Origin of the sequence: Acetobacter sp. A11-2, assembly GCF_040208445.1 — a bacterium.
GTDB classification, from domain to species: Bacteria; Pseudomonadota; Alphaproteobacteria; order Acetobacterales; family Acetobacteraceae; genus Acetobacter; species Acetobacter oryzoeni.
Genome location: NZ_CP157843.1, coordinates 422,591 through 448,638, shown reverse-complemented (window position 1 = coordinate 448,638; position 26,048 = coordinate 422,591). Strand labels below are relative to the sequence as shown.

Here is a 26,048-nt window from a genome sequence, read left to right as displayed (position 1 = left end):
CTGCACAACAGCGACTACAATCGCATAAAAAATGCTTTAGAAAACGGGAACCGCAGTATCCCGAAACCCAAGGCCACACTTTTTTCTGCTGAAATATGAGGTGGCCGAAAGAAATAAAAATTAAGGGAACATGATTAAACGCCTTCACCTCCATTTTCCTTTTCGCGCCTTATGGCCGACCTGCCTGCTTGTTCTATCTCTTTTCGTTGTTTTACCTGCGCAGGCACAGCTGCTGACAGGTGGAAACAGCGCCGTAGGCCTCTGGCCCAGCTTGCAGGTGGATAATGAAGCCGATCAGGTTGAAGATCCTGGCCCCTTTTTTTCTGCACCGTATGGCAAGGATCATTTCTTTGGAAACTGGTGGGGCGCACAGCCTTGGCTGCTAAGCCACGGCATCCATATCCTGGCAGACGTGCATGAAGAACTTGCAGGCAACTTTCGTGGTGGCCGCAGGAAAGGCGTGGATAATGCCGGACAGGTGGGTGTTGAACTGGATGTGGACTGGGGCAAGCTGACCAATGCCGACATCATGAAAGGGTTCTGGACCCACATGATGGTGGTGAACGGGCATGGCCGTAACCTGAGCACAGATTACATTGGGGATTCACTAGGCGGCGTGCAGCAAATTTATGGCGCACGTGGTAACGTGGTGGCCCATCTTGTTTACCTGTATGGTGAACACGCTTTTCTGCACAATCATGTAGATATCAGCGCTGGTTGGATTCCGGTTGGCAGCTTTTTTGCCGCTTCACCACTGTTTTGTATGTACATGAACGTTGCCATGTGCGGGAACCCGGCCCCTACCAAATACACAGAAGGCGCCCGAGACTGGCCATCCGGTAACCTCGGTTTTGTTGCCCGTGTTATGCCCACAAAACAAACCTATATTATGGCTGGCCTGTTTGCTGTTTCCCCGCACGCTTATAACGGTGGTATTTCTGGCTGGGCTTGGGCGCAGGATGGCTTGGGCAAGTTCTCATCCCCGGTGGAAATTGGCTGGCTTCCTTCCTTTGGGCGCAACCATCTGGTAGGCCACTACAAGGCTGGGTTTGGCTACGACAACTCCAAATACAAAAACCTACTGAACGACGTAAACGGCAATGCATGGGTGCAGACAGGCGCACAGCCGCAATACGAGGCAGGCCGTGCAAGCGCGTGGTTTATGGCTGACCAGATGCTGATGCGGAATGGTGATGGCCCCACCAATGGCCTGATCGCTCTGGCGGGTTGGATGTGGTCTGATGGCAAAACCACCGCCATGTCTCACCACGTATGGGCCGGCATGACAGAAACCGGTGCCGCATGGGGCCGCCCGAATGATAGCGTTGGCGCCATGTTCCAGTGGATGACCATGAGCCGCGCCTCTGTTCTGCAGCAGGAAGCTGCATTAGCTGCTGGCGTGCCCTTCCCCGATAACCAGTGGGGCAAGGTATGGGGCATTCAGACCCACGAAAACATCTACGAAGTGTTTTACAACGCACATGTTGCCAATGGCATGTCTTTGCAGCCGGACTTCCAGTATATCAACCGTCCGGGCGGTTCCACCGTGTTCCATGATGCCGCCGTGATGGCGCTTCAGTTTAATGTGGTGATGTAAAACTTTCTTGCGGGCGCAGGCTTAACATCCTGCCCCGCAATGGCGCGAACAGTTGCGCATGGCACGTAAAAATAAGAATCTGAAAGCGCGTTGCAGCTTCTGCCAGCACATCAAACAAACGTTCCAGCCGCATTGGGTCTGCAAAAGTGAGTGCATCATCCAGCACCAGAATGGCCGGCACACCGCGCCCATGCAGCATTTCAGCAAAGCCCAGACGCACCAGAACAGCTATCTGCTCGCGCGTACCATCAGAAAGATCTACCACATCTTCGCGCTGATTGCGTGAAAGAGCAGCCACCCCGAAATCTGCATCCATTTCCAGTTCAGCACCGGGAAACAGTGCTGAAAATGCGGGCTGCATGGTTTTTACCAGTGGCCCCATATAGCGTGCTGTTTGCTCTTGCTCTGCCTTGCTTAAAACCTGATCGAGCAAAACAAGGGCAGACCTATCCCGCGTGCAGGCAGCCACTTCCATATTCAGGCGCTGCTGAAGCCGATCTGCCTCCGCTATACGTTCATCCAGCCCTTCACCTTCTGCGCCACGCACACGGGTTTCGCGCTCACGTATATCTTCACGCAGGCGGGCTATGGTTTCTCCATCTGTTTTCTGGGCCTGTTCGCGCCGCTGAATGCCGCTTTCCACCACAGCTAAAGGCCGTTCTTTTTGGCGTGCGTGCTCACAATGCTCTACGGCTGCCTGTGCGGCTTCCTGCTCCTGCTGGCATAGCCGCTTACGTTGGGCCAGTGCCGCATCTGACTCACGCTCCCGCCAAAGTGCCAGTTCTCGCTGCACACGGGCCAGCCCGGCTTCCTGCTGCTGTTGGGCTGCATTGGCTTTATCCAATGCAGCTTTGGCCGTTATAAACACCTGTTGCGTATCGCGCTCTTTTTCTCTGGCGCGCTCTACTGCTAATGCCGCTTCTTGCTCTTGCTGTACGGCTTCCTCTGGCAGACAGTTGAGGTCACACTCATCAACACTTCCAATCTGGCTGGCCAGATTTTGCGTCAGCGTCTGTCTTTTCTGCGCGTAAGCGGCTTCCTCCTTCGCCAGAACATGCCGCAATTCCAGCAAAACCTGATCCGGGTTTACGCCCTTTTTATTGGGCACCGTGGCGGCAAAAACGGCTTTAGCTTCCTTAAGCTGACGTTCTGCCAAACAGCGCTTTTCATACTGTTGTTCGGCATCTTCTACATTCAGGCATCCAGCCTGTTGCAAAAGATCGGTTAATGCAGCTTGAGCTGTCTGTAACGCCTGCTGCAATTCAACCGTATCCCCGCCAACGGAAGGGGTAATAATAAACCGGCCGATGCCTTCTATCTGAAGTTCTGCAGGAGCATGTAACAGGCTTTTACCCGATGCGCAGGCTTTGCCATTCAACACAACACGCTGCTGCGCTTGTGGCAGCAAATCCATTTCCAACACAGTTGCCTGCGCTTGCAACTGTTGCTCCAACGTTGCCACTTTTTGGGCTGCCTTACGCAGGCGCTGAATTTTGGCCTCATCCATAGGCAACGCATCAAACGCTGCCTGTGCCTGCTCTATTTGGGCAAAGCTTTCCTGCACATGCTTTAAATTTTCACGCTGGCGTAAAAGCGCTGCTTCCATGTGCTGCACTTCGCGCTGCTTCATGACATGGTGCAAAACAGCACGCCGCACCTGATGCTGCTGCACGGCCTTCTGGCATTCAGCCTGTGCAGCCTGATACCGCAGATTGGCAGCTTTTTCGTGCTCTGCCAGTTCTGCCAGCTCTTGCGTGCTGGCTGCAATCAACTGCTCCAGCCGGGCACATTCGGCCCGGTATTCTTTTCGTCGTTCCTCTTCATCCCGAATATTCTGGAACTGCTGCACCGCTGCGGCTTTTCTGGCTTCAGCAGCTTTTTCTTCTGCATCCAAATTGCGCAGGCGGTCACGCTCTTCACGCAGCTTATGCAGTTCCTGCTCTTCCTGCTTTTGCCGTTCTGGGTTTTCCTGCTCACGCAACATGCGGCGGGTTTGCTCAAGCAGAACCAGATCTTCTTCCAACGCAGTGCGTTTGGCGTGAAGATGTTTCAGATTTTCCGCAGCTTGGGCCTGATCATCCAGAAGTTGCTTATAACGCCCTGTCGGTCTGCCAGTCGCGGCTGTTTGCAACTGCCCCAACCGCGCCTTTACACGTTCCAGCAACGCCCCCGCAGCGGCAATACCTGTTACTTCCTGAACACCTTGCTCCAGACAATTCTGAATACTCGAACGGCCGGCATTGTTTAAAACTGGAGCAACAAAACTCTCTCCCTGGCGCACCAAAAGGGCATTCCACAAACCTGTTGCTTCGGTTCTGCCGTTTTTCTCCAGTTCTAACAGCGCGTTCAGACGTTCTTCTGCTGTGTCTCCATCAAAACGCTCCTGCCCCAAATCAAGGCGCGCAAAAGCACCTTTCATGAAGCGTTTTTCCAACCAGCAAGACTTACCGCTCCATTCAAACCCCACACCAATATGGGGCGCACCTCCGCCATAAGGCTGCATCTCTTTAACAGGCTGAGCTTTGGAACCATGACGCAGGGTTAGAGCAGCGCGCAGGGCCATCAGCAAAGTGGATTTACCGGCTTCATTCGGGGCGGCCAGCACATTCAGCCCTTTGCCCAAACCTTCCAGACGCACTGGAGAGGTAAACCGACGCACACATTCAAGCTGGATATCTGTCAGAATCACGCTGCGCCACCTTCTACTTCATGCCAAAATAGGAACAGCCTTTGCAGGGCCTCCCTTGCCACTGCACCTTCCTCGCCCCCTTGCTCCACCATCTGCAACAGTTCCTGTGCTGCCACTTTTACAGTTGCTGAGGCATCAAGCCGCTCCAGATCCTGCGCTCCTGCGGCCAGTTGAGGTGCGCCGGTGATGCGCAAACACGCCACGGCACTTTGTAAGCGCGTAAGAATAACGCTTTCGTATTTACGCAAATCATCCACACCCAGCAGGCCAGAAACTTCCAGCCATGCCATAACAACGCTGGGGTTATCGGGGTTTATACCTCTTACACGGGCTTCCAAGGCTTCAATATCTTCACCATTGGTCAGCACAATGTCTTCCAGCTTGCGCCAGATATATTTACCCGTGCGGTGCCGGGAGATAACGGGCTGCGCACATGGGCCATCCACTGTTACTACCAGTGTTTCCCCACCACCTGCACCACCTGTTACAAAGCGATCTGTTTCTGGAGTGCCCGAATAGCAGGTGCGGGCATCAATCTGGCAAAAGCCGTGCCAGTCCCCTAACCCCAGATAGGCAAGCCCGGCCTGCTTGGCCCGATCCAGCGCAATAGGATTGTGCTCGGCCTCTTGCCCATTGCTAAACCCCACAACAGACCCATGCGCCAACCCAATGCGCAAGGCATCTGGCGGCGTTACCTCATCATTCATGTAATCTGTGAGATCAGAAAGCGTATGGCGGCGCTTGAGCACGGCAGGCAACAACCACGCATTATGGGCTTTATCTATCTCTACCGCCTGCGGGCATGTGTGCAGATGCACATTATCCGGCACCGCATCTTCTCGCCTCAAACGTGCCCACACACCTTCTGGCGTATCTGCATCATGGTTGCCGGGAATAAGATGCCACTGCACATCGGGGAACTGCCGCATCCGCTCCATAGGCTGGTGCAATGTGCGCCTTTCTGGCGTTTCGTGCTCATAAATATCACCTGCTACCAATACGCAGGTTGCACCTTCCTGCCGGGCCAAAGCGCCAATATTGCGCACAACATCTACACGCGCAGCCTGTAGCGCGCCCAAGGTATCATCATCTGCAAAACTGAATGTCTTGCCGATCTGCCAGTCTGATGTGTGGATAAATTTCATGAACTCTGACGCACTCCATCACGCAACTGGCAGAAAAATTTCACTTTTCCATGACATACCCAGATCGTGAGCTGCCATCCCTTAACCTCACTTCATCTTATCTTATCTTATCATTAGGTTAGATATAATTCACACCCTCCCCATCTGGCCTGCCCCGCGTTAAGCGCAACCCCCCTCGTCACTCGTGGCATCACGCCAAATATTATATTTTATTTTAAGAAGCATGCTGATACTGCGAGATTCGCTTAAACCTGCCTTGTCTGGCTGGAAATGGCATGTTCCCTGATGTGAAGCAAAGAGGTTAAAGACAGCACAGACATGACAACAGAAACACCGGCAGCATTCCGTATGGGATCTTGGAAGACATTGTTTCTTCCCCTGCCACGCAGCATCTTCGCACATGGCTGGTTTCTGTTTTGTCTGCGCACATGGCTGTCTGCTGTTCTAGCACTTTCTACCGCTTTCTGGCTCCAGCTTTCCTCCCCCGGTTCTGCTGCCGTTACGGTGATGATTCTGGCGCAGCCCACACGTGGGCAAGTGCTCTCCAAAGCGCTTTACCGGCTGGCTGGCACAATTATTGGCGCGTTTGTCGCGCTTTTTCTGACCGCCTGCTTTAATCAGGAACGAGGGGTTTTTCTGGGTGGTGTGGCGCTATGGCTCACCCTATGCACCATTATGGGCACATTGGAGCGAGACTTCCGTGCCTATGCGGCCATGCTTTCTGGCTACACCGTAGCCATTGTGGGCATTAGCTGCATTGATAACCCGGCTTCCATCTTTGATGTTACCGTTAACCGTGTGTCCGCCATTGTGGTGGGCATTGCGGCCACGGCAGCCATTAACGATGTGTTTGGCTCCCCCACCGCGTTTGAAAAACTGGCAGCCAACCTGCGCCGCACAGGTGAAATGGTGCAACGCATTGCGCGTGATGCCGTAGCTGGCCACGGCGTGCCGGATGACATGACATGCGCTGGCCTTGCGGGCGAAATTATTGCCCTGACATCTCAGGTCTCATTCGCCAAAACCGAGCTTGCTGATGCCAAGCTGCGCCTTGCCGGTGCACGTTCTGCCATGGTGGCGCTACTGGAAATGCTAACCTGTAGCCGTGCCATTGCCAACGTGCTGCGCCGCGGCAACATCTCCGGCCCCATACTCAAACACATCCGCACATCGTTTGGGGATGGTACACCAGTAGAATCCCCACTTCAGGCCGTGCATGATCTGGAAGATCTGGCCAAGGAAGCCCATGCAGAGGAAGCCTCTCTTGGGCCAACGCTGGATGAAGCGTGGCTGATTGAGCGCTCCATGGCGCTTCTGTCTGACGCGCGATGGGCGGCAGATGGTATAGATGCGCTTCAGCATGGGCAGCGGGCCCGCACACAAGCGCCAGAACTCAAAATCGATCAGCATCATGATGTTATTGCAGCCCTACTTAATGGCCTGCGCACCCTGATTGGGTTTTCCGTTGCCGCCGGGCTTTGCATTATCTCTGATATTCCTGCCACCTACAGCGCGCTTTCTCAGGTGGCCATTATTCTCACTTTGGCGGCCACCACTTATAATGCGCGCGGTTTTGGCATGGGGGCCCTTATCGGCACACCTTTGGCTATTGCCGTGGCTGCAGTGCTGAACTTTGGCGTATTGCCCCACGGCGCAGACATGCCTTTTCTGGCAATGGCCATTCTCCCTATAATCTTTGGGGGCTGCCTGCTGTTAATGAACCCCAAAACAGCCACGATCGGGTTTAACGCGGGCGTTTTCTTCTTTGTTATTCTGGGTGTTGCCAACCAGCAAAACTACGAACCCTCAGCCTTTATAGACCGCAACGTGCTGTATCTGTTTGCAGCTATTATCATCTTTATTTCACTGGTGCTGCTGCTGCCACCTTCTGCAACGGGCAGGCGCTTTAGGGTTGGCATTACCATTGGGCACGATCTGCTGCTTCAGTTTGAAGGACATGGCGAACAAGCCGGTTCTGCCCTGATCAGCCGTCATTATGATCGGCTGTGCCGCATTCTGGAATGGAACCGCTACCTCCCCAACAACAAGGCAAAACAGCGCGTTTTCTCCCGCCTTGCCAGCTTGGATGAGTTGAACGTGGAACTGGCACGCGCGCGCCGCCACCTGCAACGTGCCGCCACCATTCCTGCCATTCGGCTGGATGCAGAATCTGCCTACCGCGCCACCATTATCTACAACGTGGATTCAGCGCTTTACCGCATGAAGCGCAAGGCACGCGTTTTGCTGGATCATTCCATCAACCTGCCTCATGGCCAGATGGCAACGGCCCTTGCCGCTGTATCTGCCATGGTTGGCGCCATACATCTGCTGGAACACAACCGTTCCGCTTTGCATCTGTACGATCTTGTCCCTGTGCCAGATCAGCAATGGAAGGCCCGCTAACATGGAATTACGCCCTGTTCTGGACATAGGCGGGCTGCTTGTTTCGTCCTTTGTTGTCCATGCCGGATTGGCTATTGCCACCCTGCTGGCTCTTAACCCGGTTCTATCCAAAGTACGTGCCCGCCGCGTGGTATGGAACCTGCCTCTGGCTGAATTTGGCATTCTTATATGCCTTATCGGCCTTTACACTATTTTGTTGTGAAAGGGCTTTCCGACCGTGTTTGAGCGCGCCCGCCGCGTCCTGCAGTTTATCACAACGGGGACCATTCTTGCCATTGCAGCCGTTGTTTGCTTCGTACTGTGGGATTACTACACAGCCGCCCCCTGGACCCGAAACGGACAAGTACGTGTACAGGTTGCAGATATTGCCCCACGTGTTTCAGGCCAGATTATTGCTGTGCGCGTGCGGGATAACCAGTTCGTTCACGCTGGGGATATTCTGTACGAAATTGATCCGTTTGACTTCAAGGTAGCGCTGGCAACGGCAACAGCCGCAGTCAACCAGCGCAAGGCGGATATGGCGCTGAAAGACACACAGGAATTTAGGCGTGACAAGCTGACAGATGCTGCGGCCTCCCGCGAAGAAAAGCAGGTTTATCAAGCCACGGCAGACATAGCCAAAGCCGCCTATGCACAGGCATTGGCAAATCTTTCCCAAGCCAAAATCAACCTTGATCGTACGTATGTGCGCAGCACGGTAACGGGGTATGTCAACAACCTCATCATGCGTGTGGGTGATTACGCAACGGCTGGTAAATCCAATATTGAAGTGATTGATGCCTCATCCTACTGGGTGGATGGATATTTTGAGGAAACCAAAATCCGCTCCATCCATGTTGGAGACCGCGTGCGGCTAGACCTTATGGGATATCGTGAACCCATGTGGGGGCATGTCGTGAGCCTGACGCGTGGCATTGCAACGGCCAACGCAGCCACTGCGACACAGGGTCTGCCATCGGTTGATCCTGTTTATACATGGGTGCGTCTGGCACAGCGTATTCCCGTACGTGTGCAGATAGACAGCATCCCCCCGGGCACTCAGTTGGCCGCAGGCATGACCAGCACGGTGACTGTTGTGGGCAGCAAGGGCAAACGCGCGCATGATACACTTACTGAGGCATTGGACCGTATGCACGATGCACTTATGGGTGGCACAGGTGGCAGTGGGCTACGCCATTAAAACAGGATAGACGCACCCCTCAGGCACTGGCAGAAAGAAAGCATGCTGTATTCTTTTTTTCGTTCAGAAGTTTGCGCTGCAACGGCTCTTTGCCTAGCTATTTTTCTGCCCTCCGTTGCCTGTGGGGCAGAAAAAACTCAAAGCCCAACGCTTGATATTGCAGCACCTTGCCTGAACAACCTGCATATCCGGGCCCAAAAAGGCGTAACGCGGCCTGAACCAGAAAATGGCCAATGGCCTGCGGGCATTCAACTAACTGCCAACCCAGATGGCAGCCTATCCCTTACTGGGCAAAACTGTCGGGCAGATACCAATCTTACACTCACCACCGCACCAAATATGCCGCTGGTTATTACCAGCACAGGCAAAACATCCATTCAGATGGATGACCGTAAAGGCCCTGTTTTTCTTCAGGCTGGCAGCGGAGCCGTAACACTAGGACGTGCTGCTGAACTGAATGTTGTATCTGATTCCACAGGAACCATTACCATTCCTGTATTGGCAGACTCTGCACGTTTGCGTTCCACGCTTTCTGCTCCATTCAACCTCGGAAAAGTGCAAGCCCCGGCTCTGGCCGTTTATCTTGGTGGATCTGCCGCCTTTACGGCCCAGCAAGGCACACTGGAAGCGCTGGAAATTACATCCAACAGTACCGCAGATGCTGTATTTCATGGTGAAACTTCCGTGGCGGCCCTGCATGTTGAAAATGCAGGCAATATTTTAGTGGATAAAGCCACCGGCACCTTGGCCACAGAGCGTGATGGCAAAGGGAAAATTGTTGTGACCTCAACCCAAGGCAACCATTAGCCCGCATTCTGCGCTGTAAATGCGGATCGACGCGGATTTCTTCTGTGGTTACCGTCCGTTATGCAAGAGTTTTCTGACCAATATTGACGTGTGATCGTGTGCGGTCTTCTGTAAGGCCTGTTGATGTGGCCTTTCAGAAGCCACTGGCCGGTATGGTGATCAGCGGATCAGATCCAAAGCTCACAGGCGTGCTTTAAAGCACAGAGAAATCCACTGGTTTTTCCGATCCGGATCAAACGATCATGCGCCCATTCAGGTCATCGCCCTCTCACACCCCTACCGGTTCCATCCGCGGGAGCCGAGCCATCGCTCAGGCTGCCAGGGACAGGGCCGGATCCCGATAATCCTCCTGTTTTGTTGCCATGGCCCAGATGGCTCGTGCCATCCTGTTGGCCAGCGCAATGGCTACCAGCATACGGGGCTTGCGGGCCAGCATCCGTGCCAGCCAGCTTCCCGGTGCAGGGGCCTTACGGCTGGCCCAGTTCACCTGGGTCATGGCGCCCATGATGAGAAGCCTGCGGATATCAGCCTGCCCGGCTTTTGATATCTTCCCCAGCCTTTCCTTTCCGCCAGATGAGAACTGACGGGGCACCAGCCCCAGCCACGCAGCAAAGTCGCGCCCGCGCCGGAAGCTCTGCAGGTCAGGCGCAAAAGCTTCAATCGCAAGAGCGGTCAGAGGACCCACTCCAGGCATGCTCTGCAATCTGCAGGTGTTTTCACTTTCCTGGGCAAGCATCCTGATCTTCTTTGTTCTGACATCAATCCGCACACTCTGCTCCGAAATCTGTCGCAGCAGATCAAGGCATTCCTGCTTCACAGCCTCTGGCAGAACCGCCTCATCCAACATGGCTTCAATGTGTCTGATATGCGCAATCCCCTGTGGCACGACGAGACCGAATTCATACAGAACGGCACGCAGGGCATTCACCAGTTCCGTGCGCTGGTGCACCAGACGCTGCCGGGCCCGGAAAAGAACGCCACGCGCCTGCTGCGCTTCAGTGCGTGGTTCGACAAAGCGCATTTCCGGCTGCCGGGCCGCAATGACGATCGCTTCCGCATCAGCAGCATCGTTCTTCTGGCGCTTCACGAAAGGCTTCACATACTGCGGAGCGATCAGTCTGACCTCGTGACCAGCTCCTGCCAGTTCGCGAGCCCAGTAATGCGCGCTCCCGCACGCTTCAAGAACGACCAGAGCAGGCGGCTGCGTGGCCATGAACTGCATAAACTGCTGACGACGCAGCTTTTTGCGAAACATCACCTCGCCCGCACGCGAAGCTCCATGAACCTGGAAAATGTTCTTTGCCAGATCAACGCCTATCACTGTATCCTTCATCTGCCGTCCTTTCGCGCAGTCGTTTCTTCCAACGACCATTCTGGCACATTGCGATGCCGTGCGGGGAGGACGGCAACCACCCCATCTCACACTTGAGGCAATTTCGGGTCATTTTGTAGAATTCAGTCATCCCACAGGAGCCCGATCTGGAATATTGACGATATTCTGCTTCTGGCGGCGGGTTCTGAACGCAGTGAGGGTGTCACGGCCTGAGAAGGCAGTGTTGGTGGAAGCTATGTGGTCTGTGCACTGTCTGTTTCTTCAGATGGCCTGCCGGAGCCTTCGCAATCGTGCATGAGCGAGGGCGAATTCATGCTGACAGGGGAACATGTCCGGCATGGACAGGACAATCCGACGGACGCTGAGCGTTACACGTGTCGCGATTTTGAGCAGTCGTGCGCGCATGGTGCCACAGGTCGCCGTCTCCAGGCTGGTCTGGCCAAGGGCCAGTCTTTGCAGAGCGGTCAGCAGGACATAGGCTGCGGCCGAGAACCACAGCCGGAGCTGGTTGGCCCGGATGGTGTGGGACGAGGTCCTGTCTGAGAACAGATCCATCTGGCATTCCTTGATGCGGTTTTCCATATCCCCGCGTGCGCAGTAAATCTGTTCGTAGAGATGGCGGGGGTCGGACATTCCCTGCGGTAGCGTGGTGACAATGTAGCGATGATAGCGGTTGCCGTGGCGCCATTCGGCCTTGGCCACGACCCGCCTGCGGCGCGTCCAGCTGTCCTTTGTGATCCAGTCAAAGGAGGCAAAGCCGCGCGCAGCTCTGCCTGTCGTGGCGGCTTCGTCACGAACCTCAGCGGACAAAGAGGCAATCCGGTCATACAGGCGGGTGTTGCCTGCAAGCCCGAACAGGAAGTCAACGTGGTTGTCTTCGCACCATGTCATCAGACTGTCCCGGGCGAAACCGCTGTCCCCACGCACCAGGATACGCACCCGAGGCCAACGGCTCCTGATCTGCTCCACGATCCGGCGGATGTCTGCCAGTGCTTCCTTCCCCGGGTCCCTGTCTGCCGTGCGCAGGGTGGCGCTCAGGAGATGGTCTCCGCAGAAGATGTATAACGGCAGATAGCAGTTATGGCCGTAATACCCATGAAAGGCCCGGCCTTCCTGATGGCCATGGATACGGTCATCGGTGGCATCCACATCCAGAACGATCCGGGCGGGTGCGCGCTCATGCTGGTCCATGAAGAGCGTCACGAACAGGGTAGCCAGGGCCTCATGATCAGCAATGATGCGGCAGTAACGATCTGCCTTGTGGCCACTGCGCTCCAGCCGGTTCAGCGTGGATTTTCCTGCCAGTGCTGCGCAGTTTGCCCGGCCTCCTGACAGACGGCCCGAGGCCAGACCAAAGATCAGGTCATGCCGCAGGGCATCGTGATCATTGAGATCTTCATAGCCCAGTGCCAGGCCCATGATCCGCTGACGGACAAGGTCTTCAACCCGGTATTCCACAAAGCCGGGATGCCGCTTATCGCGAAAACAGGCAGCAAAGCGGCGGCTGAGACCCAGAATGTCATCAGCCTGCTTCACCAGAATGACGCCCCCATCCGAACTCATGCGACCCCCGTCAAAACGGGCCACAACACGCCGTCCACAGGAGGCTGGAAATTCATACGCGCCTGCGCTACACTCTGTCTGCATCGGGTTTTCTTATAGCTTACGAAAATTTCTTTTACACAAAATAGACTTTTTCATAATCTAACCCGATGTACAACCCTTCTGTGAGATTTCCGCGTCGAGCATGGTCTTTCAATATGAAAGCTCTTAAAACATCGAGGCACTTTTAACCGATATTTTAAGGACTCTCTAAATGTCTGATACCCTGCCCGACCGCCTTTCCGTAAACCCGGAAAGCCCTTTTTATAATGAAGACCTGCTGGCCCGGGGCATTGGCGTGCGCTTTAAGGGCGTGGAAAAAACAAACGTTGAAGAATATTGCATCAGCGAAGGCTGGGTGCGCGTGGCTGTAGGCAAAACGGTAGACCGGCGCGGCAACCCGCTTACCATGAAGCTGAGTGGCCCGGTTGAAGTCTGGATCAAGGACTGACCTGCCCTCCACACATATCCCAAATACAATTAAATACTTTATTAAATTGTAGATGTTTGGGATAGTGCATCCACGTCAACGTGAGATTCAGGGAGACTTCCATGACTCAAACAGAAAACTCCACAACACCAGATCTACGCTACACTGTTGTTGTCGTGGGTGGTGGATCGGCCGGTATTGCCGTAGCAGCCCGCCTGCTGCGTGAACGGCCTACGCTGGATATTGCCATTATCGACCCCGCAACCACTCACGCCTATCAACCGGGCTGGACACTGGTTGGCGCAGGCGTCATGAAACTGCGGAGCACGCTGGATCAGGAAGGCGGCGTTATTCCCAAAGGCTGCACGTGGCTGCGCGCTGCTGCGGCTTCCTTCCAGCCAGATGACAACATGGTTACGCTGGAAGATGGCCGCACCGTTGCTTACAATCGCTTGATTGTCTGCCCCGGCCTCCAGCTCGATTGGAACAAGATTGAAGGCCTGACAGATACGCTGGGCCGCAACGGCGTGTGCAGTAATTATTCCAAAGACACCGTAGAATATACATGGACATGCATTCAGTCCCTTTCCGGTGGTACAGCATTATTTACCCAGCCGCCCATGCCTATCAAATGCGCAGGCGCACCGCAAAAAATTGCCTATCTGGCATCTGATTACTGGCGCAAGCAGGGCACGCTAAACCGCACCAATGTAGACTTCTGCATGACGGGTGATGCGCTGTTTGGCGTTGGTTACTATCGCCCCGGTTTGCAGGAAGCTGTGGACTATTACGGCATTAACGTGCTGTACAAACATACGCTGATTGCCGTGAACGGGCCGGAACACAAGGCAACCTTTGCCGTTACCGGGCCAGATGGCAAAGTTACAAATGTGGTGAAAGAGTTTGACATGCTGCATGTCACCCCGCCACAGAGTGCTCCAGACTTTATCAAGAAAAGCCCCTTGGCAAATGAAGGTGGCTGGCTGGATGTAGACCCCAGCACGCTCCAGCACACCAAGTATCCATCTATCTTTGGTATGGGCGATGTTATTGGCACATCCAACGCCAAAACCATGGCTGCTGCCCGTGCGCAAACCCCGGTAGTAACAGCAAACGTTCTGGCATCTTTGGATGGCAAACCGCTGACAGGCAGCTACGATGGATACGGCGCCTGCCCGCTAACCGTTGCCTATGGCAAGGTTATTCTGGCGGAGTTCCTGTACGGCGGCAAACCTGCCCCCAGCTTCCCTTACGATCAGCGCAAGCCTAGCCGCTTTGCCTGGTTCCTGAAGACAACCGTATTCCCCCGTGTTTACTGGGATATGATGTTGAAGGGGCGTGATATTGAAATGCCGCATCATCCTGAATGGGTGAAGAAGTAAGCACCTGCCTTTCTGATTTTTCTTTCAGAAAGCCGATATAAAAAAAGCCTCCCGATATTTTCGGGAGGCTTTTTTGTTACCCAGTTCTTGGGGCCTGTTTTTATCAGGCCTCGTCTATGGGCCGCTTGGGCAACAGTGCTGGCACAAACACAAGCGTGGCCAACAGCGTGCAGCCCAGAGAAAGCAGCAACAACCGCCCCATGCTCGCCGTGCCCGGATGGTGCGAAAGCGCCAGAGAGCCAAAGGCCGTGCCTGTTGTAAGGGCGGAGAACAACACGGCGCGCGCAGTGGGAGAAGCTAGCGGATACTTCACGCCATCCCGCCAGTTCATGACGAAATAGATGTTGAAGGAAACCCCAACCCCCAGCAGCAGAGGCAGTGCGATAATATTGGCAAAGTTCAGGGTTTCGGGCAGCAGCACAATCAGAATAACCGTCATCAAGGCTGAAAGCAGCAGCGGTGCCAGCACCAACGCCATATCCTTAACACGGCGCAGAGCCAGCATGAGAATAACGGCAATCATCACAATAGCTGCGCCTGCTGCCTGCTCAAACGCCTTCACAATGGAACGTGCGCTTTCCACAATATCAACCGCTGTGCCAGCCATTTGCGGCTCTACTTTTTGCAAAGAGGCCACGAACTTACGCAGCGCGCCAGAATTGGACATCACCCCCTTAGGGTGTACTTCCACCAAGGCGCGACCATCTGGCAGCAGGTAATCATCTGCAATTTCAGCAGGCACGTCTTTAATGCTTACAGGTGTTGCCTGAAGCATGGTGCGCAGCTGATCGAGCTCTGTCGGCAGGAAGCGAACCAATGCGGTATTAGCCCCCTGCACTGTGGCATCTGGTGCTTCAGCCAGCTTGGCCAGAGTAGCCTGAATACGGCGCAGCGGATCCTGCGCGGGCAATTTATCTAGCACCCCGGCCAAAGCAACAGACGTATCATGCGCTGATTTACGCAGATCATCCGCTGTAGGAGCAGCCTTGGGCTGTGGCACAATAAGCGTTGGCAACAGAATGGAAGCAGCATCCTGAATAAGAGCCAGTTTCTGCTGCTGTTGGGTTGGCACAAAGGAACCCAGCCACATCACATCATTTACATCTGGCAGACCAGAAAGGCGCGTGGTTTCTTTTTCTGCATCAGCAAGAGAATGCACCAGCAGTTCTGCGCTGTAAGGAGATGTCTGCGGGTTATTGATCAACAGTTTAAGGGCGCGCATCCCTTCCGAGTTCGGATTTTTGGTATGCAGCGGGTCACCATCAAACTGTAGGCTGGGTACCAAAGCCAAACCCACCAGAGCCACCAGCGTAAAAAAGCCCAGAAGCAGCTTGCGCATATGGCGGATTTTAATATCCACCGGCTTCATGAACGCATAACCCATGCTAGGGCAGTTCAGCGGCGGGTGGCAGATTTTCAGCAACGCAGGCAAAAGCGTGGTGGTGCAGATAAAGGCCACCAGCATGCCAATACCGGCAATAAGACCAAGCTGCGCAACGCCCAGAAAAGCTGTGGGGGTAAAGGCCAGAAACCCAGCAGACGTTGCCAAAGCAGCCACAAGAATCTGATGCCCGGTTTCTTCACCCGTCAGGCGCAGGGCTTCAAAAACGCCTTCTTCACCCGGCTGCGTAGGTGTTTGGGCACGAAAGCGGACAGAAAACTGGATGGCAAAATCCACCGCAATGCCAACAAACAGAATAGCAAATGCCACGGAAATCAGGTTTAGCGTACCAACGGCCACAGCAGCAAAACCGGTTGTCAGCAACAGGCCCACAACAAGCGTGACTACAATAGGCAGCACCACACGCCATGTTCTGACAGCAAGCGTAAGCCACAAAGTAACAAGTGCCAGAGAGCCCAGAAGCCCTGCCACCATGCCTTCTGCCACGGTTGCAAATTCTTCGTCATCCAACTGCACCTGCCCGGTCAGATAAACCTTGGCGTGCCCGTTTTTAACAAATTCCAAAGAATTAACAGCCTGCCGCATGGCATCTGCCGCAGCCCCACCTGGCTGGAAGGATCCGTAATCCAAGATCGGCTTGGTGATAACAAACTGATAGTTACCTGCCAGATCAGAAAGCTTGCCGCCCAAAAGCTGCTGCCAGGACATGGCCTCGGCATGCCCTGCCACAGCTTGTTCCAGCGTATTGGCAAAACCAGACAAAGGTGCCTGAAAGCCAGACAGATTGGCCTGATCCTGTTTTACGCCTTCCGCCATAAGGGAGAGCGCGCCAAACAAGCCGCGTGCTGAAGGATCCTGCGCCAGCGCCGCCAAGAATGGCTGCGCCGCAATGGTATCATTCAACACCTGAGAAAGCGGCTGTGGCTCCAGAAACATCAAGCCATTGCGCAGCAGATACGGATTGGCATCTGGCCTATGCGCAAAAGAAAAATGTGTATGATCGGCACTTATTTTGGCGGCCAGTTCCCGCGCTGTTTCCTGCCCTTCTTCCGGCATTTTGGCCTGAATGACAGCTACCAGAAGGTTTTCCTTCTGGGGGAACAAACGCCCCATTTCATCGGAACGCTGCTTCCACTCCAAACGGGGGGAAAGCATTTTGCTGGTATCTGTCGTTACTCCCAGACGGGTCATGCCAGCGTAAACGCCTGCCCCCGAAAGCACGAGAAACAACGCCACAACAGCCCAGGCATGGCGGGCGCAGAACGTAATGAAACGACCTATGGGTGCAAACAGCATGATGAACGACAGGATCCCAAAATAATCACAGCCCAAGCAGACAGGGCTGTCATGGTTTGCCCAACCCCCCAGCCAGAAGCAAGTGATGATGTAAGCAGGGCTCTGTTTTCCTTTTTACAGACCCGTGCGGGAAAAGGGCATTTTACGCAGGCGCTCGGCATAAGGGCGCCACGAATGCTCAAGCCATTGCCACAGTATAAGAGAGGGCAAGCCCCAAGCAATTTCACGCAAACGTTTGATGAGAGAAAGCGCAATGGCAACAGCAGGCGGCATACCAAAAAGGCTACCAACCATAATGTAGCCCCCTTCTGATACGCCAAGGGCACCGGGCACGGCAAACCCGGCTGATTTAGCTGCTTCCCCCACACCTTCGATCACAAATCCGGTAGCAAGAGAGCACCCATGCCCCATGAAGTGCAGAATCAGCCACACCTTCACAGCCCCTAAAGCCCATGCACAAAACTGCAATATCAGGCCTGTAACCGCGTTGCGGCCTGATTTATACAGCGCGAGCACTTCCTTATTAAGGCCGCGAATACCATCAACACCGCTCCACCCTAAATGAGCGGCAATGCGGATCAGCAATTTTTCTATAAAAGCCACGGCCCCAAGCCACTGGCTGATAAATACGCCACCACCTATGGCCAAAAGCACCAATGCACTTTCCAGAAGGCGGTCTGTCACGGCGGAGCGTTTGACCAGAAACAGCAGCATAACCAAGCCGCTGAGGGTAAATACTACCTGACTGAGCAACTCGATTGTCAGATCGCAAATTGTTGCAGCAGCCGCATGCTTCAGGCCCAAACCACGACGGGCCAACAGGCGGGAGGACATAACCTCCCCGCCAACCTGTGCTACGGGGAGCAGATTATTTATGCCCTCTCGCACACAGCGGAGCATAAAATAGGCCCTTAGCGGCAGAACCGGGCCAAAAGTGCGGCCTGCAATAGTGCGCCAAGCGGAAGCAGAAAGAAAAACCTGCACGCTATGAAAAGCAATGGCAGCCAAAATGCCCCAACCGCCTGTCATAACCAGAGAAAAAATGGAAGACACCCCAAACTGGGCCAGCATCCATAGGGTCAACCCCAAACCGAAAATCCCGGCAATGAGAGTGACCCGCTTCATGCTTCCTCCATCCTTTTTCTGGCTTGGCTTTTACACTTTCGGTTGGTGCAGCCTAACACAACCCATTTTTTCAGCCTTTGATCTGGCGCAGTAAGGCCAAGGATTCCACACACGCAGCAGCGGCTTCGCGCCCTTTGTTGTGGATATCATCAGCAGAGCGTACCTGCGCCTGCTCTTCTGTATAAGTTGTCAACACACCAAAGGCGATAGGCGTTTCTGTGGCCAAAGAGGCCTGAAGAATGCCCATTGTGGCGCCCAGGCTGATAAATTCAAAATGCGCTGTATCCCCTTTTACAACGCAACCAAGGCAGATAACGCCTTCATAGTTGCCTGTTTTGGCAAGTGTCTGTGCCAGAAGTGGCATTTCAAAGGCACCGGGAGCCGCAAAAACATCACCATCTTTCACAGTAATGTTATGTTCAGCCAGCCACGCAATAGCACCATCGCGCAGGCCACCCGTTACAACTTCGTTAAACCGGCTGACAATAATGGCCAGACGCGGCGCAGGAGAAAGTGCCTTGAGATCCGGCAAAGAAACAGGGGAACGTGTACCCATCAGTCAAACACCTTTAATCATTCGCTTATTTAAAAATCAGACAACCACATCCGGTTCGGCATCAGCAGCAACAAACTGCCCAAGATGGTGCCCCATACGCCGGCGCTTGGCTTCCAGATAGGCGCGATTATGCACTGTGGGTGGAATTTCCAGCCCAATCCGGCGGCGCACCATAAACCCGCGAGCTTCCAGCGCGCGCACTTTATCGGGGTTATTCGTCAGCAAATCCAGTTCGCCCACACCAAGGCTGCGCAATATGCCCGAAGCTGCGCGCCAATCTCGGGCATCTGTTGCAAAACCCAGCCGATGGTTGGCATCCACCGTATCCAGCCCGGCATCCTGTAGTTCGTAAGCACGGATTTTATTGACCAGCCCGATGCCGCGCCCTTCATGCCCACGCACATAAACCAGCACGCCACATTCCGCCTTCCCTATGGCCCGCAGTGCCGCATGTAGTTGTGAACCGCAATCGCACCGCAGGGAACCAAGGGCATCGCCCGTCACACATTCAGAATGCAGGCGCACCAGCGGCACAGCGCCTTTGCGGTGCACATCACCTTTTACCAAGGCTACATGCTCTACGCCGTTTTCATCCTGATACGCATGAATCACCAGATCATCCCCACCGTAAGCACTGGGTAAGGATGCCTGCGCCAGATCCGGCACGGCTGGTTCTGGTGCAACTTCGGGATTTGCTTCAGCGGCCTGCGTCGCCAAGGATGACAAGCCGTGTGCTTTAATCCACGTAACCAACTCTGCAATAGAAACAATCGGCAGATCATGCTGGCGAGCAAAGATTTCCAACTGAGGACGGCGCGCCATGGTGCCATCTTCATTCAGAATCTCGCAGATAACAGCGGCTGGCTTTAACCCGGCCAGACGCAGCAGATCTATCGAACCCTCCGTATGGCCAATACGCTCCAGCACCCCACCGGGGGCGGCGCGCAGCGGAAAGATATGGCCCGGCGTGGCAATATCCGCAGGTGTTGCGTTTTCTGATGCCGCTACACGCACAGTATGTGACCGATCTGGCGCAGAAATACCGGTGCTTACGCCCTCTTTGGCCTCGATAGATACCGTAAACGCCGTACCGTACTGGGCTGTATTATCGCTTTGCCGCACCATCATGGGCAGACCGAGACGATCCACCTGTTGAGGCGTAAGTGGCAGACACACAAGGCCACGGGCATGGGTGATCATGAAGTTCATGGCTTCAGGCGTCATGAACTCCGCGGCCATAACCAGATCGCCTTCGTTTTCACGATCTTCATCATCCACCATAACGACCATACGGCCAGCACGCACGGCTTCTACCGCCTGCAAAAGCCTTGCCGATGCCTTAGCTGCCACAGGGGCTGCTGTATTTACTTGGTCCGGCATTGTGCCTCCACATATTTGGCAATGATATCCACTTCCACATTCACGGCATCACCGACTTTAAGCGTGCCGAGCGTGGTGTGCTCCCATGTGTGCGGGATAATCATCAGTTCGATGGGAAAGGTCTCGCCGTTTGGCTCACCCACTTCATTCAGCGTCAGGCTAATGCCCGCAAGTGCCACAGAGCCTTTGGGCACCATGTAGCGCCGCAATTGGGCTGGCACTTCAAACACCACGCGCCGCGCATCACCAAACTGGGTACATTCTGTAAACCGTGCCACGGCATCCACATGGCCTTGCACAATATGGCCAGAAAGACGCGTGGCAGGCGTAACGGCCCGTTCCAGATTAACCCGGCCCCCAGCCTCAAGCACGCCCAATGTGGTGCAGTCCAGTGTCTCACTGCTTACAAAAAAGCGGACAAGGCCGGTTGTTGAAGGCTCTACAGCAGTTAGGCACACACCGTTTACGGCTATGCTTTCCCCCTCCGCCACATCGTGCAGCCCTGTTTCCACTTCCAGCATAAGAGACTGGGGGCTGCGCTCCACCTTAGCCACATGACCGAGAGATTCTATGATACCGGAAAACATACCTGCTCCTGCGCACACCGCACCCACTCGGGAAAAAGAGAAAGAGGTGTGACATCATGTTGGGTTGAAACAGCAAGATGATCCTGCCCTGAAGCATCCTGACGAATGGTCAGCCAATCATCCCACAAATTATGGGTTTTAAGGGCCTCAAGCAGAGTTGGCCCGGCTTCTACCAGCACCCACAGCGCATCGCTTTGCGCCAGAATATCTGGCAGTTGCGCAATATCGGGGCAGAAGCGCACATCAAACGTGGCGGAAACGCTGGCTAGCCACTCAGTCGGCGCATGTTGTTCCTGCCCACACACCACCAACAGGCGGCGGCGTTCAGGATGATCTTCAACATGCCTCACGGTTAGTGTGGGCCGGTCAGCCAATACAGTGCCTGTAGCTGTCACAATGCCATCTGTGACACGCCGCAAAGTATGCGCCAGACGGAGGGATGCCGGAGTTGTAAAGGTTTTTTGCCCTTTTGGGGGCACCATGGAGCCTTTGCTATCCAGTGCCTGTTTAACGGTTACCCAAGGCCGCCCGTGTGTCATGCGCATGGCAAATGGGGCCAATAACGCACGGCAGCGCGCATATGTGGCCGCAGCATTCATGCACTGCCACAAACGGTTAACCGTAATACCTTCATGTTCCAGCCGGGCAGCGCCCCCGCCCTGCACATGCGGGTTAGGGTCTGCACAGCCAATCCAGACAGTTTTTACAGGGGTAGAAAGCAGTGCTTCCGTACATGGGGGGGTGCGACCGGTATGATTGCAGGGCTCCAGCGTAACAACAGCGGTATCAATCCGCTCCACCAACCCAAGAGCACGCGCCTGCTCTACGGCCAGTCTTTCTGCATGTGCGGTGCCTGCCTGATGATGTGCGGCCACAACCAGCACATCTCCTTGCGCATCCAGCAGCACACACCCTACCGGCGGGTTGGGGGCTGTACGCCCTACAAAGCTCCACGCCTCAGCCACGGCAAGGTTAAACGCCGCGCCAATGCGTTCTGGCATGATCTGTCGGGAAATCTGTGAAAAGCTGTTCACCCTGTTTCTGCCCGCGTTCTCATAAACCAGACGGACTCAGGGCATAAGATAGCCTTGCACGCACGTAATTCTAAACGAATCACGACCACGCACCAGTCTTTCTGTTCTCTTCCATCCGGACTGTAACCGTCGGCCCCGGAATTGCACCGGATCTGCTGACCCCGCCAGAAGCGGGCGCTCGCGGGCTTACAACGCTGTAGGCTGCTTACCGCCGGTAGGGATTTTCACCCTGCCCTGAGAACATCACACCCACAACATGCGAGTGATAACAAGTATGATGGCCCTGCATTTTGCCTTATGCAAGAGCAAATGCCTTCACAGTTTGTTAAAAACTGCACCCACCTTGCCCAAATGTTTCGGCAAAGTTATGATGCCGCCGCATCTATCTGGATCAGGTAAAAGGAACTTATTGCTCCTTAATCTTGGTTATTCTGATAGCAATCTATGGCAGGTTTTTATGGCACAACACCAAGCACGTGCGTTTTGCATCATACGCAGGCAGACGAAACGACTTTAACCTGTATGCCCTTCATATCTCATCTGAGCCATGGATTCCGCATATCGCTTTTGGGTATGCGTTGCCTTCCCTTACAGCCACAGCGGAACACGGAGCACTGCCTGCCCCTGTTTCTGCCAGCCAACATGGATTTACCATGAGCATACCCGACCAGAAGCAAACATCTGCTTCTTCCACACCACCTTATTCTGGCCTGGCTGGCTGGATTAACAGACGCCTTCCGGTCATTTCCGCCTTTCGGGCTGAATATGTTGATTTCCGTGTGCCGCGCAATCTGAATGGCTGGTGGAATTTTGGGGCTATTCTTACGCTTGTTCTGGGGCTGATGCTGGCAAGCGGCATTTTTCTTGCCATGAACTATACCCCCACAGACGCAGGGGCTTTTCTTTCTGTTGAAGCCATAGAACGCCAGCTTTCTGGCGGGTGGCTTTTACGTGCCATGCATATGACAGGTGCCAACCTGTTTTTGGCCGCTCTGTATCTGCATCTGTTTCGTGGGCTTTATTACGGGTCTTACAAAGCCCCGCGTGAACTGCTGTGGCTAACCGGCCTTGTGCTGATGCTAATGGTTATGGCCACTGCGTTTGCAGGCTATCTGCTGCCATGGGGCCAGATGTCTTACTGGGGCGCGGATGTAATTACCAAAGCCGTAGGTGCCATACCGGGTATTGGCCCAACGCTGGAACACATCATGACAGGCAGTGACCATCTGGGAGACATCTTCCTCCACCGCTTTTTTGTGCTGCACTTTGTTCTGGCATTTCTGATTGTGGGTGTTGTGGGCATGCACGTAGCAGCCGTGCACGTTTCAGGCTCCAACAACCCCACTGGTGTTGAACCACGCACACCCAAAGATACGGTGCCTTTCTATCCTTACTATGTCAGCAAGGATCTGGTTGGGCTTATTCTGTTTGCCATGGTGTTTGCAGCCCTGATGTTCTTTTGGCCCAACATGCTGATTGAGCCAGACAACTACACCCCGGCAGACCCCATGCACACCCCGGCAGACATTGAGCCAGAATGGTATTTCCTGCCGTTTTATGGGCTTCTGCAATCCGTGCCATCCAAGTTTGGTGGGCTGGTTGCCGCCGCAGGCTCTTTGCTGGTTCTGTTTGCTTTGCCGTGGCTTGATCGCTCCCCCGTGCGCTCCATGCGTTTCCGCCCCCTGTGCCGCATTGGGCTTTTAGGCGTTGTGTGTGCATTTATTGTGCTGGCAGATGCAGGTAAGCATCACGCACAAGGTGGCTGGCTGATTGCCGCCCGTTTGGCCGGGCTTTATTATTTTGGGTATTTCCTTGTGTTCCTTCCCCTTGTTTCCCGCACGGAAAAAACGCGCCCTCTCCCTTCCTCCATTGCTGCCTCACAGGGAGATGCCTGATGCGTAAGCATGTTTTTGCAGGCTCCTTGCTGGCTGCGTTTACCCTTGCAATGCCCGCACTGGCCAACACGCCAGATAAAGCCCCGCCGCATCAGAAATGGAGCTTTGAAGGCGCAACCGGCACATATGATAAAGCCAGCCTGCAGCGCGGCTTTTTGGTGTATGATCATGTATGCGCCAGCTGCCACGGCATGCGTAGCCTGACATATCGGGATCTGGAAGGAATTGGGCTAAGTGATCAGGCGATTACAGACCTTGCCCATAGCAAGCAGATTCCCGGCCCGGTTGGCATCTCCGGCATGCCCACAATGCGGCCCGGTTTGCCGGATGATCACTTCCGCTCCCCCTTCCCCAATGATGCCGCAGCGGCTGCGGTTATGGGTGGGGTTGCACCGCCAGATCAATCTCGCTTGGCGGCTGTGCACCCCGGTGGGGCAGATTGGCTTTACGCCTTTCTAACAGGTTACCGCATGCCCCCGCCGGCGGATGCCCCTATTGTGCCGGGCAAGTTCTATAATGATTGGGCAGAAGGCCATATGATTGGCATGCCCCCGCCGTTAATGAACGGTGCCATTCAATACCCAGATGGCACACCGGCAACTGTGGAGCAGCAGGCCAAGGATATTACCACCTTCCTGGTCTGGGCTGCAGATCCACACCGTAATGAGCGCCACCATATTGGCAAAGGGGTTCTGGCTTATCTGGCTGTTCTGCTTGTTCTGGCTATCGCATGGAAGCGGAAAATCTGGAAAAACCTGAAATCGCACGGATAAACGGAAAGCACGAACAGCATGACACGCGAAACCGAAGAAACCGCAGCAACAGAACAAGCCCCCGGACGCCGTGACTTTTTGGGAATTGTAACCACGGCTGGCACAGTTACAGGCTTGGCAGCCTGTGCTGTTCCGTTTGTGCAAAGCCTGAAGCCGCAAGACAGTGCATCCGCCCATCTGCCAGTGGATGTTGATATTTCCAAGCTCACTCCCGGCCAGCAGATGACGGTTGTTTGGCAGGGCAAGCCTGTCTTTATCATGCGCCGCACGCCGGAAGAAATTGCTCTGCTGCAAGACCACGCTCTGGCCGAAAAACTGCGGGATGCAGAATCCACGGCAAACCAGCAGCCCGCTTATGCCCGCAACTGGCATCGCTCTCTTGTGCCGGAATATGGCGTTTACGTGGGTATTTGCACGCATTTGGGCTGCGTGCCGGGCCTTAACCAACCTACAGGCAACACGGCCGATACATGTGGTGGCTATGGCTGCCCGTGCCACGGATCAAAGTTTGATCTGGCAGGCCGCGTTTATAAAGGCGCACCGGCTCCATATAATTTGCCTGTCCCGCCTTATTCCATGCCCTCGCCCACCAGCATCAGGCTAGGAGAAAACCCCAAAGGGGAAAACTTCGATTTCTCAACAATCGAACAGATTTAATCTTCTCTACAAACGCCGCATTCACCCTGCGGCGTTTTTTATATCTGCATAACAGACACTCTTATCTCACTCTGAGAGTGTGAGATGAATTGTCAAAATTCACTCTTATCGAGGGAATGGAAAACCGCCAATCTGTGTTGTGGTTGCTTTTTCTAACCAGCTTGATTGCAAGGGTGTAAAATAGATGTCTGATATTGTGGTGGTTTATCATTCTGGGTTTGGTCATACCCGCCGGGTTGCAGAATACGTTGCCAAAGGTGCCAACGCCACACTGCTGGAAATTGATCAAAATGGTGATCTGCCAGAAAGCAGTTGGGAAGCTTTAGACAAAGCCAAAACCATTGTGTTTGGTACCCCCACCTATATGGGTAATGCCAGTTGGCAGTTTAAAAAGTTTGCAGATGCCACATCCCGCATCTGGTTTAATCGTGGGTGGCAGAACAAGCTGTTTGCCGGCTTTACAAACAGCGCCAGCCCGGTGGGGGATAAAGGCTGCACCATGGCATGGCTTCAGGTTCTGGCGGCTCAGCACGGTGGAATCTGGATCAGTCTTGACCTGCTACCTTCCAACACCAAAGCAGCTACAAAAGCAGATCTCAACGTGCTGGGTGGTGCCGCTGGCCTGTTGGTACAAAGCCCATCTGATGCCAGCGTAGATGAAATTCCCAGCGGGGATCTGGATACAGCAACAGCTTACGGCGCACGTATTGCAGAAGTAACTTCTCGCTTTAAATAACAGACACTTAGCCAGCATGTTTCCTGCCGCGGAATAGCA

21 protein-coding genes and 1 riboswitch are annotated in these 26,048 nt (G+C 54.4%); of the genes, 11 read left to right on the top strand and 10 right to left on the bottom strand.

Annotated elements, in window-relative coordinates; translation table 11 throughout:
• The first annotated feature begins 130 nt into the window (after positions 1-130).
• On the top strand, positions 131-1,597 hold the full coding sequence (locus ABNV41_RS02120; RefSeq protein WP_339077013.1) for a carbohydrate porin: 1,467 nt from the start codon (positions 131-133) through the stop codon (positions 1,595-1,597).
• On the opposite strand, the gene ABNV41_RS02115 is transcribed toward ABNV41_RS02120, so the two are convergent.
• Both ABNV41_RS02115 and ABNV41_RS02110 read right to left on the bottom strand, forming a co-directional pair.
• A complete protein-coding gene (locus ABNV41_RS02115) occupies positions 1,581-4,286 on the bottom strand; it encodes a GTP-binding protein (RefSeq protein WP_349934897.1) in 2,706 nt (901 codons plus the stop codon). The two genes, ABNV41_RS02120 and ABNV41_RS02115, sit on opposite strands and share 17 nt — an antisense overlap.
• Entirely contained in the window at positions 4,283-5,431 is a 1,149-nt protein-coding gene (locus ABNV41_RS02110; RefSeq protein ID WP_339077011.1) for a DNA repair exonuclease, read from the bottom strand. Before ABNV41_RS02110 ends, ABNV41_RS02115 begins: the two co-directional genes overlap by 4 nt.
• 318 nt (positions 5,432-5,749) lie before the next feature.
• Between ABNV41_RS02110 and ABNV41_RS02105 the strand changes: the two genes are divergently transcribed.
• From ABNV41_RS02105 to ABNV41_RS02090, 4 genes are read left to right on the top strand one after another with little or no spacing between them, the layout of a single operon-like run.
• On the top strand, positions 5,750-7,834 hold the full coding sequence (locus ABNV41_RS02105) for an FUSC family protein (protein ID WP_349934896.1): 2,085 nt from the start codon (positions 5,750-5,752) through the stop codon (positions 7,832-7,834).
• A gap of 1 nt (position 7,835) precedes the next feature.
• A complete protein-coding gene (locus ABNV41_RS02100) occupies positions 7,836-8,036 on the top strand; it encodes a DUF1656 domain-containing protein (protein ID WP_003624554.1) in 201 nt (66 codons plus the stop codon).
• Positions 8,037-8,051: 15 nt separating this feature from the next.
• Entirely contained in the window at positions 8,052-9,014 is a 963-nt protein-coding gene (locus tag ABNV41_RS02095) for an HlyD family secretion protein (RefSeq protein WP_349934895.1), read from the top strand.
• A gap of 42 nt (positions 9,015-9,056) precedes the next feature.
• Positions 9,057-9,821, top strand: a complete 765-nt coding sequence (locus ABNV41_RS02090) for a hypothetical protein (protein WP_349934894.1) — start codon at positions 9,057-9,059, stop codon at positions 9,819-9,821.
• Between the two features lie 310 nt (positions 9,822-10,131).
• On the opposite strand, the gene ABNV41_RS02085 is transcribed toward ABNV41_RS02090, so the two are convergent.
• Positions 10,132-11,154, bottom strand: a complete 1,023-nt coding sequence (locus tag ABNV41_RS02085) for an IS110 family transposase (RefSeq protein ID WP_087652277.1) — start codon at positions 11,152-11,154, stop codon at positions 10,132-10,134.
• Between the two features lie 261 nt (positions 11,155-11,415).
• Entirely contained in the window at positions 11,416-12,801 is a 1,386-nt protein-coding gene (locus ABNV41_RS02080) for an IS1380-like element IS1380A family transposase (protein WP_349934689.1), read from the bottom strand.
• 169 nt (positions 12,802-12,970) lie between these two features.
• Between ABNV41_RS02080 and ABNV41_RS02075 the strand changes: the two genes are divergently transcribed.
• Both ABNV41_RS02075 and ABNV41_RS02070 read left to right on the top strand, forming a co-directional pair.
• Positions 12,971-13,207, top strand: a complete 237-nt coding sequence (locus ABNV41_RS02075; RefSeq protein WP_050818267.1) for a DUF3297 family protein — start codon at positions 12,971-12,973, stop codon at positions 13,205-13,207.
• A 101-nt stretch (positions 13,208-13,308) separates the two neighbouring features.
• Positions 13,309-14,568, top strand: a complete 1,260-nt coding sequence (locus tag ABNV41_RS02070) for an FAD/NAD(P)-binding oxidoreductase (RefSeq protein ID WP_050818268.1) — start codon at positions 13,309-13,311, stop codon at positions 14,566-14,568.
• A gap of 103 nt (positions 14,569-14,671) precedes the next feature.
• Here ABNV41_RS02070 and ABNV41_RS02065 read toward each other — a convergent pair whose 3' ends face one another.
• The 6 genes from ABNV41_RS02065 to ribD form a co-directional block, all read right to left on the bottom strand.
• Entirely contained in the window at positions 14,672-17,266 is a 2,595-nt protein-coding gene (locus ABNV41_RS02065) for an MMPL family transporter (RefSeq protein ID WP_349934893.1), read from the bottom strand.
• A 114-nt stretch (positions 17,267-17,380) separates the two neighbouring features.
• A complete protein-coding gene (locus tag ABNV41_RS02060; RefSeq protein ID WP_349934892.1) occupies positions 17,381-18,391 on the bottom strand; it encodes a flippase-like domain-containing protein in 1,011 nt (336 codons plus the stop codon).
• Positions 18,392-18,461: 70 nt separating this feature from the next.
• Positions 18,462-18,947: a 6,7-dimethyl-8-ribityllumazine synthase gene (gene ribH, locus ABNV41_RS02055; protein WP_003630055.1), complete on the bottom strand. Its 486-nt coding sequence runs from the start codon at positions 18,945-18,947 to the stop codon at positions 18,462-18,464.
• 36 nt (positions 18,948-18,983) lie between these two features.
• Positions 18,984-20,297 (bottom strand): 3,4-dihydroxy-2-butanone-4-phosphate synthase, encoded by a 1,314-nt coding sequence (gene ribB, locus ABNV41_RS02050; RefSeq protein WP_080986832.1) that lies wholly within the window; start codon positions 20,295-20,297, stop codon positions 18,984-18,986.
• 14 nt (positions 20,298-20,311) lie between these two features.
• Positions 20,312-20,914 carry a riboflavin synthase gene (locus ABNV41_RS02045; RefSeq protein WP_050818271.1) on the bottom strand — a complete coding sequence of 201 codons (603 nt, stop codon included), beginning with the start codon at positions 20,912-20,914 and terminating at the stop codon, positions 20,312-20,314.
• Positions 20,896-21,948, bottom strand: a complete 1,053-nt coding sequence (gene ribD / locus ABNV41_RS02040; RefSeq protein WP_087651891.1) for a bifunctional diaminohydroxyphosphoribosylaminopyrimidine deaminase/5-amino-6-(5-phosphoribosylamino)uracil reductase RibD — start codon at positions 21,946-21,948, stop codon at positions 20,896-20,898. The genes ABNV41_RS02045 and ribD overlap by 19 nt, the downstream gene beginning before the upstream one ends.
• Before the next feature lie 99 nt (positions 21,949-22,047).
• Positions 22,048-22,194, bottom strand: a riboswitch (FMN riboswitch).
• 230 nt (positions 22,195-22,424) lie between these two features.
• Here ribD and ABNV41_RS02035 point away from each other — a divergent pair.
• The 4 genes from ABNV41_RS02035 (at position 22,425) to ABNV41_RS02020 (ending at position 26,009) form a co-directional block, all read left to right on the top strand.
• The gene (locus tag ABNV41_RS02035; protein ID WP_080986833.1) at positions 22,425-23,843 is read left to right on the top strand and encodes a cytochrome b N-terminal domain-containing protein; all 1,419 of its coding nucleotides are present in this window, start codon (positions 22,425-22,427) and stop codon (positions 23,841-23,843) included.
• Positions 23,843-24,616 carry a cytochrome c1 gene (locus tag ABNV41_RS02030; RefSeq protein WP_003624569.1) on the top strand — a complete coding sequence of 258 codons (774 nt, stop codon included), beginning with the start codon at positions 23,843-23,845 and terminating at the stop codon, positions 24,614-24,616. Before ABNV41_RS02035 ends, ABNV41_RS02030 begins: the two co-directional genes overlap by 1 nt.
• An 18-nt stretch (positions 24,617-24,634) precedes the next feature.
• Complete coding sequence (petA, locus tag ABNV41_RS02025) at positions 24,635-25,273, top strand: ubiquinol-cytochrome c reductase iron-sulfur subunit (protein WP_003624571.1); 639 nt, start codon at positions 24,635-24,637, stop codon at positions 25,271-25,273.
• 184 nt (positions 25,274-25,457) lie between these two features.
• Positions 25,458-26,009, top strand: coding sequence for a flavodoxin family protein (locus ABNV41_RS02020; protein ID WP_050818272.1), 552 nt, complete (start codon positions 25,458-25,460; stop codon positions 26,007-26,009).
• Positions 26,010-26,048 lie beyond the last annotated feature (39 nt).

Coding starts and splice junctions, on each gene's coding strand:
- ABNV41_RS02045 (WP_050818271.1), bottom strand. CDS start 20,914: ATGTTTTCCGGTATCATAGAATCTCTCGGTCATGTGGCTAAGGTGGAG.
- ABNV41_RS02110 (WP_339077011.1), bottom strand. CDS start 5,431: ATGAAATTTATCCACACATCAGACTGGCAGATCGGCAAGACATTCAGT.
- ABNV41_RS02105 (WP_349934896.1), top strand. CDS start 5,750: ATGACAACAGAAACACCGGCAGCATTCCGTATGGGATCTTGGAAGACA.
- ABNV41_RS02090 (WP_349934894.1), top strand. CDS start 9,057: ATGCTGTATTCTTTTTTTCGTTCAGAAGTTTGCGCTGCAACGGCTCTT.
- ribH (WP_003630055.1), bottom strand. CDS start 18,947: ATGGGTACACGTTCCCCTGTTTCTTTGCCGGATCTCAAGGCACTTTCT.
- ABNV41_RS02085 (WP_087652277.1), bottom strand. CDS start 11,154: ATGAAGGATACAGTGATAGGCGTTGATCTGGCAAAGAACATTTTCCAG.
- ABNV41_RS02065 (WP_349934893.1), bottom strand. CDS start 17,266: ATGCTGTTTGCACCCATAGGTCGTTTCATTACGTTCTGCGCCCGCCAT.
- ABNV41_RS02100 (WP_003624554.1), top strand. CDS start 7,836: ATGGAATTACGCCCTGTTCTGGACATAGGCGGGCTGCTTGTTTCGTCC.
- ABNV41_RS02080 (WP_349934689.1), bottom strand. CDS start 12,801: ATGCAGACAGAGTGTAGCGCAGGCGCGTATGAATTTCCAGCCTCCTGT.
- ABNV41_RS02060 (WP_349934892.1), bottom strand. CDS start 18,391: ATGAAGCGGGTCACTCTCATTGCCGGGATTTTCGGTTTGGGGTTGACC.
- ABNV41_RS02070 (WP_050818268.1), top strand. CDS start 13,309: ATGACTCAAACAGAAAACTCCACAACACCAGATCTACGCTACACTGTT.
- petA (WP_003624571.1), top strand. CDS start 24,635: ATGACACGCGAAACCGAAGAAACCGCAGCAACAGAACAAGCCCCCGGA.
- ABNV41_RS02030 (WP_003624569.1), top strand. CDS start 23,843: ATGCGTAAGCATGTTTTTGCAGGCTCCTTGCTGGCTGCGTTTACCCTT.
- ABNV41_RS02075 (WP_050818267.1), top strand. CDS start 12,971: ATGTCTGATACCCTGCCCGACCGCCTTTCCGTAAACCCGGAAAGCCCT.
- ABNV41_RS02120 (WP_339077013.1), top strand. CDS start 131: ATGATTAAACGCCTTCACCTCCATTTTCCTTTTCGCGCCTTATGGCCG.
- ABNV41_RS02020 (WP_050818272.1), top strand. CDS start 25,458: ATGTCTGATATTGTGGTGGTTTATCATTCTGGGTTTGGTCATACCCGC.